Source organism: Blautia sp. An249 (genome assembly GCF_002159835.1).
Taxonomy (GTDB): Bacteria; Bacillota; Clostridia; order Lachnospirales; family Lachnospiraceae; genus Blautia_A; species Blautia_A avistercoris.
On sequence record NZ_NFJL01000001.1, the window covers coordinates 19,718 to 36,861 of the forward strand.

13 protein-coding genes and 4 pseudogenes are annotated in these 17,144 nt (G+C 45.5%); all 17 read left to right on the forward strand.

The window, feature by feature from the left end:
- Positions 1 to 207: 207 nt before the first annotated feature.
- The 17 genes and pseudogenes from B5F53_RS00115 (at position 208) to B5F53_RS00195 (ending at position 17,078) form a co-directional block, all read left to right on the forward strand.
- Positions 208 to 1,596: a radical SAM protein gene (locus B5F53_RS00115; protein WP_087217954.1), complete on the forward strand. Its 1,389-nt coding sequence runs from the start codon at positions 208 to 210 to the stop codon at positions 1,594 to 1,596.
- Between the two features lie 128 nt (positions 1,597 to 1,724).
- Positions 1,725 to 2,426 (forward strand): annotated as a pseudogene (locus tag B5F53_RS00120) (DegV family protein).
- Entirely contained in the window at positions 2,423 to 3,583 is a 1,161-nt protein-coding gene (gene metK, locus B5F53_RS00125) for a methionine adenosyltransferase (protein WP_087217957.1), read from the forward strand. The pseudogene B5F53_RS00120 and the gene metK overlap by 4 nt, the downstream one beginning before the upstream one ends.
- Before the next feature lie 28 nt (positions 3,584 to 3,611).
- Positions 3,612 to 4,199, forward strand: coding sequence for an HdeD family acid-resistance protein (locus B5F53_RS00130; protein ID WP_087217961.1), 588 nt, complete (start codon positions 3,612 to 3,614; stop codon positions 4,197 to 4,199).
- Between the two features lie 65 nt (positions 4,200 to 4,264).
- Positions 4,265 to 5,500, forward strand: coding sequence for a CDP-alcohol phosphatidyltransferase family protein (locus B5F53_RS00135; RefSeq protein WP_087217964.1), 1,236 nt, complete (start codon positions 4,265 to 4,267; stop codon positions 5,498 to 5,500).
- Positions 5,501 to 5,559: 59 nt separating this feature from the next.
- Positions 5,560 to 6,054 (forward strand): annotated as a pseudogene (locus tag B5F53_RS00140) (P-type ATPase); the annotation flags it as partial.
- A 16-nt stretch (positions 6,055 to 6,070) separates the two neighbouring features.
- On the forward strand, positions 6,071 to 6,304 hold the full coding sequence (locus tag B5F53_RS00145) for a hypothetical protein (protein ID WP_087217970.1): 234 nt from the start codon (positions 6,071 to 6,073) through the stop codon (positions 6,302 to 6,304).
- Positions 6,305 to 6,339: 35 nt separating this feature from the next.
- Positions 6,340 to 7,101 (forward strand): annotated as a pseudogene (locus tag B5F53_RS00150) (HAD-IC family P-type ATPase); the annotation flags it as partial.
- Positions 7,094 to 7,521: pseudogene (locus B5F53_RS20905) on the forward strand (HAD-IC family P-type ATPase); the annotation flags it as partial. The pseudogenes B5F53_RS00150 and B5F53_RS20905, both read left to right, overlap by 8 nt.
- Before the next feature lie 344 nt (positions 7,522 to 7,865).
- Positions 7,866 to 8,291: an RNHCP domain-containing protein gene (locus B5F53_RS00160; RefSeq protein ID WP_087217975.1), complete on the forward strand. Its 426-nt coding sequence runs from the start codon at positions 7,866 to 7,868 to the stop codon at positions 8,289 to 8,291.
- 197 nt (positions 8,292 to 8,488) lie between these two features.
- Positions 8,489 to 9,382, forward strand: a complete 894-nt coding sequence (locus B5F53_RS00165) for a helix-turn-helix domain-containing protein (protein WP_087217978.1) — start codon at positions 8,489 to 8,491, stop codon at positions 9,380 to 9,382.
- Positions 9,376 to 10,587: an MFS transporter gene (locus tag B5F53_RS00170; protein WP_087217981.1), complete on the forward strand. Its 1,212-nt coding sequence runs from the start codon at positions 9,376 to 9,378 to the stop codon at positions 10,585 to 10,587. Before B5F53_RS00165 ends, B5F53_RS00170 begins: the two co-directional genes overlap by 7 nt.
- 119 nt (positions 10,588 to 10,706) lie before the next feature.
- Positions 10,707 to 11,930 carry an NAD/NADP-dependent octopine/nopaline dehydrogenase family protein gene (locus B5F53_RS00175; protein WP_087217984.1) on the forward strand — a complete coding sequence of 408 codons (1,224 nt, stop codon included), beginning with the start codon at positions 10,707 to 10,709 and terminating at the stop codon, positions 11,928 to 11,930.
- Between the two features lie 293 nt (positions 11,931 to 12,223).
- A complete protein-coding gene (locus B5F53_RS00180) occupies positions 12,224 to 13,477 on the forward strand; it encodes a sugar ABC transporter substrate-binding protein (RefSeq protein ID WP_242970194.1) in 1,254 nt (417 codons plus the stop codon).
- Positions 13,478 to 13,614: 137 nt separating this feature from the next.
- Positions 13,615 to 14,571, forward strand: a complete 957-nt coding sequence (locus B5F53_RS00185; protein ID WP_087219009.1) for an ABC transporter permease — start codon at positions 13,615 to 13,617, stop codon at positions 14,569 to 14,571.
- 18 nt (positions 14,572 to 14,589) lie between these two features.
- A complete protein-coding gene (locus B5F53_RS00190) occupies positions 14,590 to 16,095 on the forward strand; it encodes a sugar ABC transporter ATP-binding protein (protein ID WP_087217987.1) in 1,506 nt (501 codons plus the stop codon).
- An 11-nt stretch (positions 16,096 to 16,106) separates the two neighbouring features.
- Positions 16,107 to 17,078 carry an ABC transporter permease gene (locus B5F53_RS00195; protein WP_087217990.1) on the forward strand — a complete coding sequence of 324 codons (972 nt, stop codon included), beginning with the start codon at positions 16,107 to 16,109 and terminating at the stop codon, positions 17,076 to 17,078.
- Positions 17,079 to 17,144: the final 66 nt, after the last annotated feature.

Here is a 17,144-nt window from a genome sequence, read left to right on the forward strand (position 1 = left end):
ACAAAAATTGGATTTTGCGCAAAATTTGATGAATTTCGTCGGTTTCTCCTATTTTAGGGGAAACCGCTTTTTTTGCCCATAGAAGCTTTTTTAGGGGAGCCGTATAATACAGGCAGACCGAAAGGTAAGGATTTCCTGGCAGTGTACAGGCGTGTGAAATCCTCATTCACAGCGGCCATCATACTAAGAGAAGGAGAATGAATACATATGAACGCAAGCGCAACACTGAAGAAATTTGGAATCGAGCAGGCCATGAAATACCTTTACAAGGAGCCCGAAAAGAACATGCGGATTCTGATGGATTGGGCGGATAAATTCTGCAAAGGTGAGTTCCCTTCCCAGCGCAAGGCAATCCGTCATGCCATCGAAAACCCGGAGGATCCTTATTACCATTATATCCGGCACATGATCCGGGATGTAGATCATGAGGTACTGTCTGCCGTTGCAGTCAATTTCTTTATCAATGCAAACCTGGTTGGCTGGCCCATCCAGGAAGAAAACCGAAAAAAACATCATTGCAACATTCCATGGGCGATCCTCCTGGATCCGACTTCGGCCTGTAATCTGCACTGTACCGGTTGCTGGGCGGCGGAATATGGAAACAAGCTGAATCTAACCTTCGATGAGATTGACAATATTATTCAGCAGGGGAAAGAGCTGGGTATCTACATGTATATTTACACCGGCGGTGAGCCGTTGGTGCGCAAGGCGGATTTGATTAAACTCTGCGAAAAGCATAATGATTGTGTGTTCCTGTCCTTTACCAATGGCACGCTGATCGATGAGAAATTTGCTGATGAAATGCTGCGGGTAAAAAACTTTGTGCCGGCGATCTCTCTGGAGGGCAACGAGGCGGCAACTGATGGCCGGCGGGGCAGTGGCGTCTTTGGCAAGGCTACCCATGCGATGGAACTGCTTCATGAGAGGAAACTGTTGTACGGCATTTCCTCCTGCTATACCAGTGCCAATTATAAGTCGATTACGTCCGATGAATACTATCAGAGCCTGATCGATATGGGCGCTTATTTTATCTGGTATTTCCACTATATGCCCGTAGGCAACGATGCCGCTCCTGAACTGCTTCCAAATCCGGAGCAAAGGGAGTATGTCTATCATCGAATCCGGGAACTTCGCATGACCCGTCCGCTGTTCGCCATGGATTTCCAGAATGATGCGGAATTTGTAGGCGGTTGCATCGCCGGCGGGAAACGGTACCTGCATATCAATGCAAACGGAGATGTGGATCCTTGTGTGTTCATCCACTATTCCAATGCGAATATCCGGGAATGTACGCTGCTGGAGGCGCTGAAGAGTCCTATCTTTATGGCTTATCATGATAATATGCCGTTTAATGACAACATGCTGCGTCCCTGCCCTATGCTGGAAAATCCAAAGTGCATTGAAGAAATGGTAAAGAAAACAGGCGCTCATTCTACTGACCCCATGAGTCCGGAAAGTGTGGAGCATCTTTGCGCCAAGACCTGTGATTATGCTGAAAACTGGAAAGCTGCTGCGGACAGGCTCTGGGAGGAATCCCTGGAACGGAAACCGGGGCTTGCGCATAAGGCGGAAGATGAGCGGAAGCGCACTTATTAAATGAGATACAGATGAACAGCAAAAAAGCAATAGGGAGGGGGATTGCTGTGGAAACCGCAATCGTGACAGACAGTAACAACGGTATTTTTGAAACAGAGGGTAAAGACCTGGGTGTTTTTGTGGTGCCAATGCCCGTTCAGTTTGATGAAATCACCTATTATGAAGGAAAAAATATTACGTACGAGGAACTGGTATATATCCCAATGTCCAGCGGATTGAGCGGCTCCTGTGAGACAGCTTTAGGGTTGGCGCAGGAGTATGAGGGCAAAGTTCAGGTAGTAGACAACCACCGGGTTTCCGTTACCCAGCGTCATGCTGTGCTGGATGCCCTTTCGCTGCGGGCGGCAGGATATACTGCCGCATAGATTCGGGAAATCCTGGAAAAAACCGCTTCTGATTCCTTGATTTATGTGGGCGTAAATACATTAGAAAATTTAAAAGCCAGCGGCCGGGTGACAAGGACGGGGGCTGCGCTGGGGACGGTACTAAATATCAAACCGCTGCTGGTAATCCGCGGCGAGCGGCTGGACGCATACGCAAAGGTCCGGGGCACAAAACAATGCCAAAAGCAACTGATTGCATCTATGCAGGAATATGCCCACAAGCTTCGTGGAGAAGGTGCTGCTCTGCGAATCGGCGCTGCGGGCAGCTTTGCGGATCCGGAGGAGGCCGCACACTGGGAGGCGATGGTAAAGGAAGCGTTCCCGGAGGATGAGGTATGCTATGATCCACTGACCTTCAGTATCGCCTGCCATACCGGCCCGGGCGCTTTTGGAATGGGAATCAGCAGCTCTGCTATCGAAAAAATCAGAAAAGGAGACTTGGCATGAATACATTTTTTACTTCAGAATCAGTTACCTGCGGACATCCGGATAAAGTATGCGACCAGATCGCAGACCGCATTTTAGATGAAATGCTGGCACAGGACCCTGGGTCCCGGTCGGCGTGCGAGGTCACCTGCGCGACGGATCAGGTACACATTTTCGGAGAGGTCACAACAACGGCTAAAGTTGATTATGAGGCAATCGCCCGCAGAGTGATTGCGGAGATCGGCTATACGGCGCCAAACCGTGGTTTTGATACAAAGAGTTGTCGGGTCAAGGTGGATCTGCACGGGCAGTCCCCGGATATTGCTATGGGGATTACCCGCCGGATCAAAACGGAGGAGCTAAACAACGGCGCCGGTGATCAGGGAATGATGTTCGGCTATGCCTGCCGGGAGACTGACAGCCTGATGCCGTTGCCCATTGAACTGGCCCATTCCTTGGCGAAACGGCTGGAACAGGTGCGGCGGTCGGAGGAACTTCTATATCTGTTTCCGGACGGGAAAACCCAGGTCACGGTGGAGTATCAGGATGACAGGCCAAAACGGATTTCTACGGTGGTTCTCTCAGCACAGCACCGGGAGGACGTGGATATTCAGACATTGCGCAATGACCTGCTGGCCCATGTAATCATGCCCACACTGCCGAAAGAACTGACGGATGCGGATACCCAGTTTTTCATCAATCCTACTGGACGGTTTGTGATCGGCGGCCCGGCGGGCGATTCCGGACTGACGGGACGGAAGCTGATTGTGGACACCTATGGTGGTTATGCCCGCCATGGCGGAGGGGCGTTTTCCGGCAAGGACGCCACGAAGGTAGACCGCAGCGGTGCGTACATGGCCCGTTATATCGCCAAGAATATCGTGGCGGCAGGATTGGCAGAAAAATGCGAGGTGCAGCTGAGCTATTCGATCGGGCTGGCAGAGCCGGTTTCGGTGCGAATTGACACCTTTGGCAGCGGTAAAGCAACGAAAAGTGTTCTTTATGACGCAGTCATTCGTTCCACAGACCTGCGTCCGGCCGCGATCATCCGTAAATTTGGCTTAACCAGGCCCATTTATTCCGGCATATCCTGCTATGGACACTTTGGCAGCAACGCCCTCACGATGCCCTGGGAGCAGACGGATTTGGCGGAGAAGCTGAAAAAGCTGCTGGATTGAAAACCAGCGGTATAAGGAGGTATTTTTCATGAAAGAAAGTTGGAAACGATTTCGCCGTTTGTCCCTAGTGATAAGCTTTTGTATGCTGGCGTTGGGAATTGTTATGGTTATATGGCCTGAGATTTCCGCAGTGGCTGTGTGTTGTGTTTTGGGGATTATCTGTCTCGCAACCGGCATTTACAAAATGGTTCGGTATTTCAATCTTGGATTTGCCGGATTGTTTTTCCGTTTTGATCTGACGCTTGGCATATGCAGCATTCTGTCGGGTATTTTACTGTTGCTTCATCCAGCAGGTGCGGCGGCGCTTCTTCCGTTTGCAGCCGGACTCTACATCATAACTGGAAGTGTTTTTGACATCCAGTCGTCTGTTGAGATGCGCCGGCTTGGTATCGGAAACTGGTGGCTGTCGATGGCATTGGGAATTGTCAGTACGATCTTTGCCTTTTTCCTGCTACTGAATCCATTTCAGGGTGTGGCAGCACTGATGGTTTTTATCGGGATATCTTTAATCGTAGGCAGTATTCAGAATCTTTACACGCTACACTGCATTTCCAGCGCAGTAAAGGCTAGCAGGAAAGATGACGTGATCGATGTCTCGTGGAAATCCATAGATTAAGACGAATGATAGGTTTGCATTTTGTATTGGAGACTTGATTTTTACGCAGCCGGGAGGTGATTCTTATGAGCCGCAGATGGAATCGAAAAGATATTTTAACGATTCCGAATGCCATGAGTTTGTTCCGTCTGCTTTTGATTCCGGTAATCATATGGCTCTACTGCAGGCAGGAGAATTATTTATGGGCAGCAATTATAACAGCACTCTCAGCTGCCACTGATATTGCTGATGGGAAAATCGCACGAAAATTTCATATGGTCTCAGATTTTGGCAAGGTGTTGGATCCGGTTGCAGACAAAATGACACAGATGGCGCTTTTACTCTGTCTTCTTTCCCGTTATTCTTTTCTGTGGCTGATGATTGTTTTATTTGTAATAAAGGAAGGATTGATGGCCTTTTGGGGATACCTCTCGCTTCGATTTACGAATGCTGTAAATGGAGCCCGTTGGTACGGTAAACTGAGTACGGTCATTCTATATGCCACGATACTGCTTCTTTTTCTGTTTCCGCAGCTTCCTGAAACGACAGTAGTTGTCATGGCTGTGATATGTGCGGTCACAATGCTGCTGTCCCTGATTTTATATGGACGGTTCTACAGCCAAATTTTGTCGAAGGAAATGCTCAGAGATAAATGGGAAAAACTCACTGTCTGGCTATGGAGAGTTCTCCTTGCCGCTATTTGGACAGTAGTTATCCTATTGATCCTGTCACGCAAGGATGAGTTTACCATAGCTGAGATTTTGGCGTATACACCATCGAATCCTATATTAGCGGCAATCATGATACTTCTGCTTTTCGCTCTGAAGAGCGTGAGTATCGTGCTGTATAGTGGAATCCTGTATGCGGTAAATGGAATCCTGTTTGCCCTTCCCATAGCGATTCTGCTCAATGTCATGGGAACTGTCATTATGGTGACGATTCCCTATCTAATTGGAAGGAAAACCGGATCGGCCGCAACGGAACGGATTATCAAAAAATATCCGAAGGCAAATCAGTTAAAGGAATTCCGGCAGGAGAATGATTTCTTTCTTGTATTTTGTGTGCGCCTGCTGGGACTGCTTCCCTGTGATATTGTAAGTTTATATATGGGTGCCATCCGGGTGGATTACGGGAAATATCTTTTGGGATGTATCATGGGCATGCTGCCACCCTCCGTTACCTTTCCTATTATGGGAATGAGTATTACTGATGTCCACTCACCTATGTTTATTACAGCTTTTTGCGCAGAATTATTTTTTATGGCATCGTCTTTTTTTCTGTATCGAATTTACAGAAGAAAAAAGCTTTTGGGAAGAATTTGACTGACGTGGCAGAAACGGGTTATAGGAGGTCGGAATGAAGACGCAGAAAACGGGTTTCCAGCGATCAGCTGGTTTTAGATGATATTGTTGTTTTTGAAGCAGGAAACCAGATTTGTGCAGATGCGGTTCTCTGCGATGGAACGCTGTCTGTAAATGATGCATTGATAACCGGCGAAGCGGATGAAGTGAAAAAAGAGGCGGGCGATACACTGCTCTCAGGAAGCTTTGTGGTATCAGGAAAGGCGAGAGCCAGGCTGGAAAGGGTTGGGGACGAATCCTTTGCCGCCGGATTATCGAAGGATGCCAAAAAAATTAAAAAGAAACAGCAACCGGGTATGATGAAGTCTCTTACCCGGCTGATTCAGATTATTGGAATTATTATTATTCCTTTTGGAGTCCTGATGTTTTGGAATCAGCATCATATGCTGGGACTTTCCGAAAAAATCAGTATGGAAAATACGGCCCGCAGCCATCATTGGTATGATACCCGAGGGACTTTATCTTCTTACCAGCATTGCTCTTGCGGCCAGTACGATTCGTCTGGCAAAAAGTAATACACTGGTGCATGATATGAAGTGCATTGAGGCATTGGCCAGAGTGGATGTGATTTGTGTTGATAAAACAGGGACAATCACAGAACCGGGAATGTGTGTAAAGGAAATTCTGCCCGTAGAGGATCCCGTCAACGAAGTTTCTGGAAAACTGGGGGAATTTTCTGCTTGTATGAATGCTGATAACGAAACGATGAAAGCGCTGCAAAAACACTTTAAGGGACAGATTTTTAAACAAAAGCGCTACGGGTAAAAGGCTTTTCCTCGGCGGAAAAATACAGTGCGGCTGATTTTGGAGCCGGGGAGATATACATTTTAGGGGCACCGGAATTTATTTTGAAAAAGATTCCTCCGGCTCTTGCGGACACTCTTGTGGAACATGCTTCTTTAGGAGATTCGGTAAAGCCATTGGCATTGGTTACATTGAGTAATCAGGTTCGTCCGCAGGCAAAAGAAACGTTTCGTTATTTTACGGAACAGGGTGTAGCTATTAAGGTAATATCTGGAGACAATCCAATGACGGCGGCAATTGCGGCGAAGGCTGCCGGTATTCCGGGAGCGGAGGAATATATTGATGTTTCTGCTTTAGGCAGTGAAGAAGAGCTTGCAAAGGCCGCATTAAAATATACCGTGTTTGGGCGGGTAACGCCAGAACAAAAGAGGAAGATTCTTGGCGCGATTAAAAAATCCGGGCATACAGTTGCCATGACCGGGGATGGCGTAAATGATGTGCTGGCCCTGAAAGATGCAGACTGCAGTATTGCCATGGCCTCCGGCAGCGAAGCCGCAGCAAACGTGTCAGACCTGGTTCTTTTGGATTCGGATTTTGCAGGTATGCCAAAGATCGTGGAAGAGGGACGGCGTGTTATCAACAATATTGAACGTTCAGCGGCCCTGTTCCTGGTAAAAAATATTTTTTCGTTTTTGTTATCAGTAATCAGCCTGATCTCCGTTTCTCTTTATCCATTGAAGCCAACGCAGATTTCCCTGGTGTCAGCGCAGATGATAGGGATTCCCTCTTTCTTTCTGGCATTGGAACCAGGCAAGTGAGCTTGTGCCGGGTGACATAGTGCTATTGGAGGATGGCTCTATCGTTCCGGCAGATCTTCGATTGATGAAAGAGAATCGTCTGGCTCTTCAGGAAGCATCGCTGACCGGAGAGTCTGTACTTATGGAAAAAGACAGCGAGGTTGTTCTGGCCGAAGACACTCCCCTGGGAAACCGAGTCAATATGGCATATACCTCATCGGTCGTTCTATTATTCCAGAGGGACTTCCTGCGACGGCAACTATCGTAATGGCGCTTGGTGTACAGCGAATGGCGAAGCAGAATGCGATTATCCGAAAGCTGCCCGCAGTAGAAACACTGGGGAGTGCGACGGTTATCTGCTGTGATAAAACCGGCACGCTGACACAGAATAAGATGAAAGTAACACATTTGGCAACCGCTGGGAATTTTGCCAGAGGAACTGCCTCTCTTCTAACGGATATCCAGAGCAAGAAAAAATACGGAATAGTGGGGGCGTCTATCAAATTTTTGTATGTTACTTTACCGCATATGAGCATTTGCGCCTGAAATATGTCAATGGAAATAAAAATTTTATGAGGCAAATTCTGATGTCTCAACGGGGGATTGTTTAAAATATGTTTCTCTGTTATACTTAACTTGTGCGCACAAATAATTCATAGGAAGGGGTATGTTGTTTGAATAATAACGGATGTGCTATTGTATCAGGCCGGGAGGCTTGCGTGCAATAACCCGGCAAACCTCCCGGAGGATTTGGACAGAACAAATACTTTCAGGAGGATAAATCAATGAACCGTGAGAATAAACGGAAAAAATATGAAAAACATTATTACAAGAATCATGCCTGTACCGAATCCTTTACCTGTAAGGTATGCGGACGTCTGGTCGTTCCAGGAGGGGCAGGATCAGACCACAGGAACCACTGCCCAAACTGCCTGAGCAGTCAGCATCTGGACAATGAACCCGGAGACAGAGAATCAGACTGCGGCGGTGTGATGGAGCCTGTGGCAGTATGGGTAAGAAAAAATGGAGAATGGGCTATCATCCATAGATGCCGTATCTGCGGTAAACTGTCATCCAACCGGGTGGCAGCGGACGATAATCCGATGAAGCTCATGGCAATCGCCATGAAGCCCTTATGCGAACCGCCGTTTCCGGTGGAGCGCATTGAGGAACTGACCGCCCTTATGGGAGGGGAAGGCAGCTTAAAATAATGATTACGGAAAGCATTTGTCATAATGGCAGATGCTTTCTTTTATGTCCGAAAATACCCGGGCTATTTTTGTACTTACTTTCAGGCGGGATGTGAATAACCGTTGCATTTAGGAAATATGTGCTGAAAACAGCAAGAATAATGAAAAAGAAAAATACTCTTTGTGATACAATATCTCTCTGGAAAGGGGGCAACATAGTGCAAGGTCAAAAGGTACATATTATTTCAAAAGCTATCAGTTATATAGAAGCAAATTTAGATAACAAATTGGATTTAAAAGCGGTTGCGGCGTCTTTGCACTACTCGAAGTATTATTTGCACAGGCTGTTTGTACAAACAGTCGGTCTGACAATCCATGATTATGTTCAGAGGCGGCAGCTGACAGAAGCAGCAAAGCTGTTGGTATTTTCCCAAAAGCCGATTCTTGAGATTGCTCTTATCAGTGGATATGAAAGCCAGCAGGCATTTACAAGCGCTTTTAAGGCGATGTATAAGATGACGCCTTCCGAATACAGGGTATCGGAAATATTTTATCCCTTACAGCTTCCGATTTATTTGAAGGAAGAACCAATAAAGATGGACTTTACCAAAAATGATATACAGTTTGCGACATTATCAGATGTAAATGATTGGATGGAATTAGTTCATTTGACAGTTGACGGATACCCTTATCTGAATGAAACAGAATATATGGAAAAGCTTCATCAATATGTTTCTGACAGGCAGGCATTCATCCTGCGGGATGAAGGTATGGCAATCGGTATCATGGGATTTTCGGCTCAAACGGGAAACATCGATTATTGGGCGATACATCCGCAATATCGTGGCTTAAATACTGAAAAAATTTTTCTTGAAAAACTAGATGAGCTGCTTTTCGGCAGGGAAATCAGCCTGACTACATACCGAAAAGGAGATAAAGCGGATACGGGATACCGGGAAGAATATCTCCGGCTTGGATTTGCAGAAAGAGAATTACTGACAGAGTATGGCTATCCAACACAGCGTTTTGTGTTTTCTCCAAAAGATACCCTCTCTTTACAAGGACACACGCGGTCGATAAAGAGAGGGGAAGGAGGAAAAGTATCATGTTGAAGGCACAGAATAACTGGGAGAAGAAAATTATTCTTTTCTTTGTCAGCCAAAGCATTACCCTGTTCGGTTCACAGATTGTCCAGATGGCAATCGTATGGTATGTAACGCTGTCTACAGCAAGAGGAATCTGGGTAGCAGCGTTTTCGATTTGCTCTTATCTGCCGCAATTTTTGATTTCGTTTGCAGGCGGTGTCTGGGCAGACCGATATAATCGGAAACGGATGATTCTCTATGCAGATGCGTCAATAGCAATTGTCACATTCGGAATGTTTCTTATTCTGCCGTATATTTCTCAGAGCGGGATTTTGCTTGGAATGCTGTTGGCAATGTCAGTTCTTCGTTCACTGGGCGCAGGCATTCAGTCTCCTGCAGTGAATGCTGCTATTGCGCAGATTGTTCCCAAAGAACATCTTATGCGGTATAACGGAATGAACTCTTCCATGCAGGCAGCAGTCCAGTTTTTTGCACCTGCTGTGGCAGGTGTAGTTCTTACAATGGGAACCCTGCGTTCTACATTGATGATTGATATTTTCACAGCAATCATTGGAATTGGATTGTTTTCCCATATACGAATGCCCAAATCGGAAAAACAAAAAGCATCTGCTTCTACAGTATTTTCTGATATAAAAACAGGCATTCAGTATGCTTTCGGGAAACCGTTGATTGGCGGATTACTTATGGTTTATGGCCTGTTTACTTTTTTCTGTGTTCCTGCCGGTTATCTTTCCGGTCTGTTTGTCAGCAGAGTTTACGGAGAGACTTATTGGTATCTGACGGCAGTGGAACTGTGTGGATTCGGGGGAATGATGGCAGGCGGGCTTCTGATGAGCGTAAGCGGCGGGTTTAAGAAACGCAGAACAACAATGTTTATTGGATTAGCGGTATTTGGCGGGATGGCAATCGGGATGGGTGCAGTAAAGCAGTTTGTTTTGTACCTTGCCTTTATGGTTATATATGGTGTCGCATTGACAACTGTGCAGACCACTATTAACACTTCCCTTCAGGTTCATACAGAAAGTGCTGTGCAGGGGAGGGTATTTGGATTCATAGGTTCTATGTATGCAGTCTGCTATCCCGCAGGTATGACTGTTTTCGGACTGATGGCGGATAGGATACCGCTGCAGTGGATTATGGAAGCCTCTGGTATTGTTTTAATTTTAATGTCAATATATATAGCTGCAAAAAGAGATTTACAAGATATGTAGTTTGAAGATCGTTTTTTCAGTTTTGACAAAAGCGGTCAGACTATGTTACATTATAAATAATGACAAAGGCGTCCTGGAATATAACAGGGCGCCTTTGCGTTTTAGAAAGGGGTGTTTTAATGAAAAGGGATATGTCATACTTAGAGCAAATGCCAATCGTAGTTCTGGGTGGTGGTGCGGTTGGAAAAACAGTTGCCGCAGACTGTAAGCTGGCGGGCCGGGAAGTACGTCTGTATTCCAGGAGCCGATCGTCCATAGACGGACTTGAAAGAACAGGGATCCTTTTGGACGGGATACAGAGAAACCTCTACGGTTTTGAACGCTCCGGCAGAGCATTTCTGGATATGGTCAGTACGGACATGGCAGAAGCGGTAAAGGGTGCGGGCCTGATTGTAATCGCGATTCCGGCACATGCCCATGAATATTATCTTCGGACTCTGGTCCCTCTGTTGGAAGACGGGCAGGTAATCCATATCTTTACCGATAATTACGCAAGCCTTCTGCTCAGAAAATATATGAAAGAAATGGGATGCCATAAAGATGTAGTGATAGGAGGATGGGCGTCTGCACCTTATGGAACAAGGATAGAATCTGTCGGTGGATTCCGGATGCCGCATGTGGGGGTAAAATACCGGGCAATCACATTGAGGGGAGCAAGCCAGCCTATGAGCGATATGGAATCCTTTATGGAGTCCACAAAATATCTGCCATGTATGGATGCGGTCACACAAGGGCTGGGACCAGCAGAAGGAGATACCATTTTAGATATAGGATTCTCCAATATCAATCCGGTCATTCATGTCCCGGCATCTGTTCTTGGAGTATCCTCTATGGAAAACTGGTCCTGTATATTTGGGAAAGAGCCGGGTACGTATTCACTGTATTCACATGGACTCTGTCCCTCCATCTGCCGCATCCAATATCAGTTCTACGAAGAGGAAAGAGCGATTGCCAGAGCAATTGGCATTCAGGTTCCGGCATATCGTTACGAATCCTTTTTCTCCAGGCGGAGCGTCCTGACACAGGAGTACATGGGAACAGATGAGGACGGAAAAGACAATGTTGTATTTCCGTTGGATCAGCCCTGCGATGAAGGAAATGTCGGCCCCGACAGCATTAATCACAGATATATCACGGAAGATATTCCGGTTGGATGCAAGATATACCATGACCTGGGTGTGAAATTCGGCGTTCCTACCCCAATCATCGATTCCATGATTGTCCTTGGCGGAGCTATGCATGAGACGAATTACTTTGAAACATCAAGATATAATCTGGATTATCTTGGAATAGGGAAGATGGGAAGAAAAGAGCTGCTGGAATATCTGTATAACGGAAAATAACCTCATCATTTCTACAAAAATATGTTTGGGAAATGCCCGGCCGGACGTCCTGGAACATGATGCCGAGAAATTAAAGTTAAAATATGAACAAACTGCGAACAAAATATGAATTTCTTTTATTGACAAATGGGTAGTCAGGGTATAAAATGAAATAGCAAAAGAGCTTAAATTTTTTTGAAAATTCCGGTTGTTTATAGGCATAATTACTAATTTTTCTGGAGAATATTGGGAGATATATAAAAAATTAAGGCTCAAGTTTAGTAACCATACATATTGTACAGAGGGAGGTAATTATGAAAAACAAATTACTCAAAAAAATCGTCAGCACAGCATTATGTGCGACAATGGTTGCAGGACTGCTTGCCGGATGCGGCGGCTCATCAAATGGCGGAGGATCAGCTTCCGGCGAAATAGCCAATGAAGACATCAAAATCGGTGTTTCTATCTGGAGTTCTACTGACGTACTTGGATCACAGTGTAAACTGATCCTGGATGCAGCAGCAGAAGCTCTTGGAGTTGAAGTTCAGTATGTTGACCAGGCACACGTTTCTGAAAAGGTTACTGCTTCTGTTGAGCAGCTGTGTGCAGCAGGATGCCAGGGAATTATCATCTGTAATTCAGCAGATACAGAAATGACATCTGCTATTAAGACATGTAACGACAACAAAGTATATCTGTCACAGTTCTTCCGTATTATCGATGAAGAAGCCAATCCGGACATTTACAAGGTGGCTCAGGATTCTGAATACTACATCGGCGCCGTTCATGAGAACGAAGTTGAGAACGGAAAACAGCTTGTTCAGATGCTTCTGGACAAGGGCAACCGCAACATCGGTCTGATCGGCTGGGAGCAGGGCGATGCTACATGGCTTGGAAGATGGCAGGGATACCAGGAAGGTATTGAAGAGTGGAACGAAGCGAACCCGGACGACCAGGCAAAACTTTCCGAACCACAGTACGCAGGAACTTCTTCTGACGGCGGTTCCAAAGCTGCAGAAGCTCTTATGTCAGCAGACGATACCATCGATGCTCTGATTCCAGCAGGCGGCGGCGGTGACCCGCTTCAGGGAGCAATCGCAGCAGTTGAACGTGCAGGCAAAGTGGACGATATTGATATTGTATCTACAGACTTCCTTCCGGACCTTGGCGAGCGTCTTGAGAACGGCTCCATGGCCGGTGAGTCCGGCGGACATTACTGTGACCCGTTATATGCATTCATGATGGTTTACAATGCAATCAAAGGCAACTACACAGATATTGGCGGAAACTTCGTAGATGTTGAATTCCCATATCTGTACGTATCATCTCCGGAAGATTACGCAGCATATGAAAAATACTTCGTAGATCAGCTTCCATACACAAGTGAAGAGATTGTTGAAATCTCCGAAATGAGCCTGGATGATATGATTGCTAAAGCTCAGTCACTGTCTATTGAGGATGCAGTCGCACGAGCAGGCGGCGGTACAGGTGATGCAGCTGATTCAGGTGATGCAGCTGATTCAGGTGATGCAGCCGAAGCAGAGGATGCAGCCGATGCAGCTGAATAATTCCGGTCAGATTACAGAACGGGTTTGAACTGAATTGTAGAATAATGGGAGACCGGTATCGGTGATACCGGTCCCATTTATGAAAGTAGTAAACCATACAACTTTTAAAGAATGAGGTATACAATATGAGTTCTTCTATGAAAACAACTGAAAAGAAAAAGTTGTCAGGAAAAGCAAAAGGTTATCTGATCCTGATCGTTTTGCTTGTTGCATCCTGGGTAATCTTTAAAATTGCAACTCCTGGTAACTTCGGTTCTCCCAAGCAGATGCTTCAGTATTTCCAGGCCAGCCTCCTTGCAGCGACAGGTGCTGTAGGTTTCTATTTTGTAATGGTTATGGGTATGTTCGACTTCTCTATCGGCGCGAACATCGTCCTTTCCTCCATTCTCGGCTGTGTTCTGGCAACGAATTTCGGATTGGGATATGTGGGATTTGTCGTAGGAAGTATTGTCTGCGGCGCATTAGTAGGTCTTCTTAACGGTGCATTCTATGTAAAACTGAGAATCCCTTCCATGATCGTTACCACAGGTCTTGCACTTATTTACGAGGCCGTTGCCAACTATATCGCAGGCGGTGTAGAGCAGACACTTCCGTCTGATATGCGTGCATTTGGTTCCATGCCGGGAAACGTTATTCTGGCTGTGATTTCCTTTATTGTCGCATATATTTTCCTGAACTATACAAAAGTGGGTACCTATACATATGCAATCGGTTCCAATGAATTTGTTGCAAAGAATATGGGTATTAACGTAAATAAGTACAAAGTGATCGCATTTTTGATCAGCGGCGCTTTCTTTGGCGTTGAGGCTATCCTCTCCATCAGCTATGGTTCATCTATGGTGGCTGTTACGGGTATGGCATCCATGTCACGAAACTTTATTCCTACAATGGGATGTTTCTTCGGTATGGCTTTCCGTAAATATGGTATCCCGATTCAGGCTATCATCATTGGTGAGTTCGTTATCAATATTATTTTCTACGGATTCATCGCACTTGGAGCGCCTACAGCGATCCAGGACGTTATCACAGGTCTGGCCCTGCTGATCATCATTACACTGACAACAAGAGTTGACAAGGGCGAAATCGTTAAATAATCGAAGGAGGGACATACTATGAGTAATGAAGTAAGATTACAGGTGAAAAACGTATGTAAGTCCTTTGGTATTACGAAGGCCGTACAGAATGTTTCATTTAATATCAATAAAGGTGAAGTTCACGCGCTGATCGGTGAAAATGGTTCCGGTAAATCCACACTTACCAACATGCTGACAGGGATTTACCCCATTGACAGCGGAATATTCATCCTGGATGGAAAAGAAATTCATCCGAAGAACCAGATAGAGGCAAACAATGAGGGAGTTTCCATTATTGTGCAGGAACTGGGAACACTTTCCGGTCTGACGGTAGCGGAAAATATTTTCCTCGGCCATGAGGATCGGTTTGTAAAAGCCGGTATTAAAAATACAAACGCAATGAATAAGGAAGCGGATGCGCTTCTGAAGAAATATGGATTTGAACGTATTAAAGCAGCTCATATGATTGATGAATACAATTTCGAGGACCGCAAACTGGTGGAAATTGTTAAGGCTACATACTTCTCGCCAAAGATTGTGGTTATTGACGAGACAACAACCGCTCTTTCACAGGAAGGCCGTGAAGAGCTGTACAAACATATGGAGCGTATCCGGAACGAGGGAAATTCCATTATCTTTATTTCCCACGACCTGCCGGAGATTCTCGATAAATCGGATACGATTACAGTTCTCAGGGACGGCGTTTATATCGATACGGTAAAGAGTAAGGATATGACAGAGGACGACCTGAAAAAACTGATGGTAGGCCGTGAAATGACCGGTAAATATTACCGTGCAGACTATGGTGAGAAAGTTTCCGATGAAGTGGTTCTTTCCGTGAAGAACGTAACGGTTCCGGGTCTGATTTATGATGTATCCTTTGACCTTCATAAAGGTGAGATTCTGGGATTCGGCGGTCTGTCAGAGTCTGGTATGCACGAAGTCGGAAAGGCCATCTTCGGCGCATCCTTTGACAGAGAAGGAAGCGTAACACTTGCAGACGGAACACAGATCAATGATATTCCGACTGCTATTAAAAATGAGATTGCTTATACGTCCAAAGACCGTGATAACGAATCAATCGTAATCAACCAGAGTATCGGAGATAATATCTGTCTGCCGTCTCTTGGTAAACTCGGATCCGGGCCGCTTAAGCTTTTAAGTGACAAGAAACTCCGTGCATTCTCAGATAAATATGCAAAAGAAATTTCTGTAAAGATGGTTAATACAGACCAGTTTGTATCAGAGCTTTCCGGTGGTAACAAGCAGAAAGTCGTACTGGCACGCTGGATTGGACGTGATTCAGATATTATCGTTCTGGATTCCCCAACCCGTGGTATCGATATCAAAGTAAAACAGGATATTTATCAGCTGATGGACCAGATGAGAAAAGACGGCAAATCCATTATCATGATTTCCGAGGAGCTGATGGAGCTAATCGGTATGTGCGACAGGATTCTTATTATGAAAGACGGCAAGATCAGCGGTCAGTTGGATCGTAATCCAGATATGGATGAAAACAGCCTGATTTCAATGATGGTTTAAGGAGGAGAGTCATGGCTAACGAAAATGCAAATGCAGTAAGCAAAGAAAAAGAACTGAATAAATTTTCCAAGATGGCAATGCTCCGCAGATTGCTTCCTGTAGTGGGACTTGTGGCAATTTTCATTCTGTTTAATGTGCTGACTGGCGGAAGAATGATTTCCAATATGAACCTGGTACTTTCCCAGGTATATGTAACAATGATTGCATCCATGGGTGTATTCTTCGTTATGACAATGGGAGGTCTTGATTTCTCCCAGGGATCTATCCTTGGTATTTCCTCCATTGTGGTGTGCGTACTTACACAGTCATTCCCGCTGCCGGTTGCGATCCTGGGAGGAATTGTTACAGGAGCGGCCATTGGAGCGATTAATGGTTTCTTCTATGTAAACCGTAAGATCAAATCATTTATTGTAACAATCTGTACCATGTTCCTGCTCCGCGGTGTTATTAAATATCTGACAACCGATGCACCGATAGCAGGTTCCGCTACACTTATTAACTATGATACGACTATGATGAAACTGCTCTGTACAGTTATCGTTCTTGTAATCGGATTTATCGTATTCCGTTATACAAAGTTTGGTATCTATCTGAAAGCAATCGGAGCAGGAGAGAAGGCAGCAAAATTTGCCGGCATCCGCACAGACAGAATGAAATTCCTCATCTATGTACTGGCAGGAGCGATTACAGGTTTTGCAGCATTTATCAATGTAGTTAAGGTAGGATCTGTAACATCTTCCGGCGGTAACCAGCTGGAAACGCAGATTCTGATTGCCCTGGTACTTGGCGGTATGCCGATTTCCGGCGGAGCAAATGTAAGATTTGAAAATATCATTGTTGGTTCCATGCTGTTTATCGTACTGCAGAGTGGACTGACCATGATGGGTATTTCCACACAGATGCTGCAGTTGATCGAAGGTATTGTATTCCTTGTATTCGTGGCAGTATTTGCAGACAGAAAATCCCTGCAGGTTATTAAATAAACGATTTGATAATTCTGACAGGAATCATAAGTGAAATAAAAGTGTCGCCGGACAGCGGATAAATCG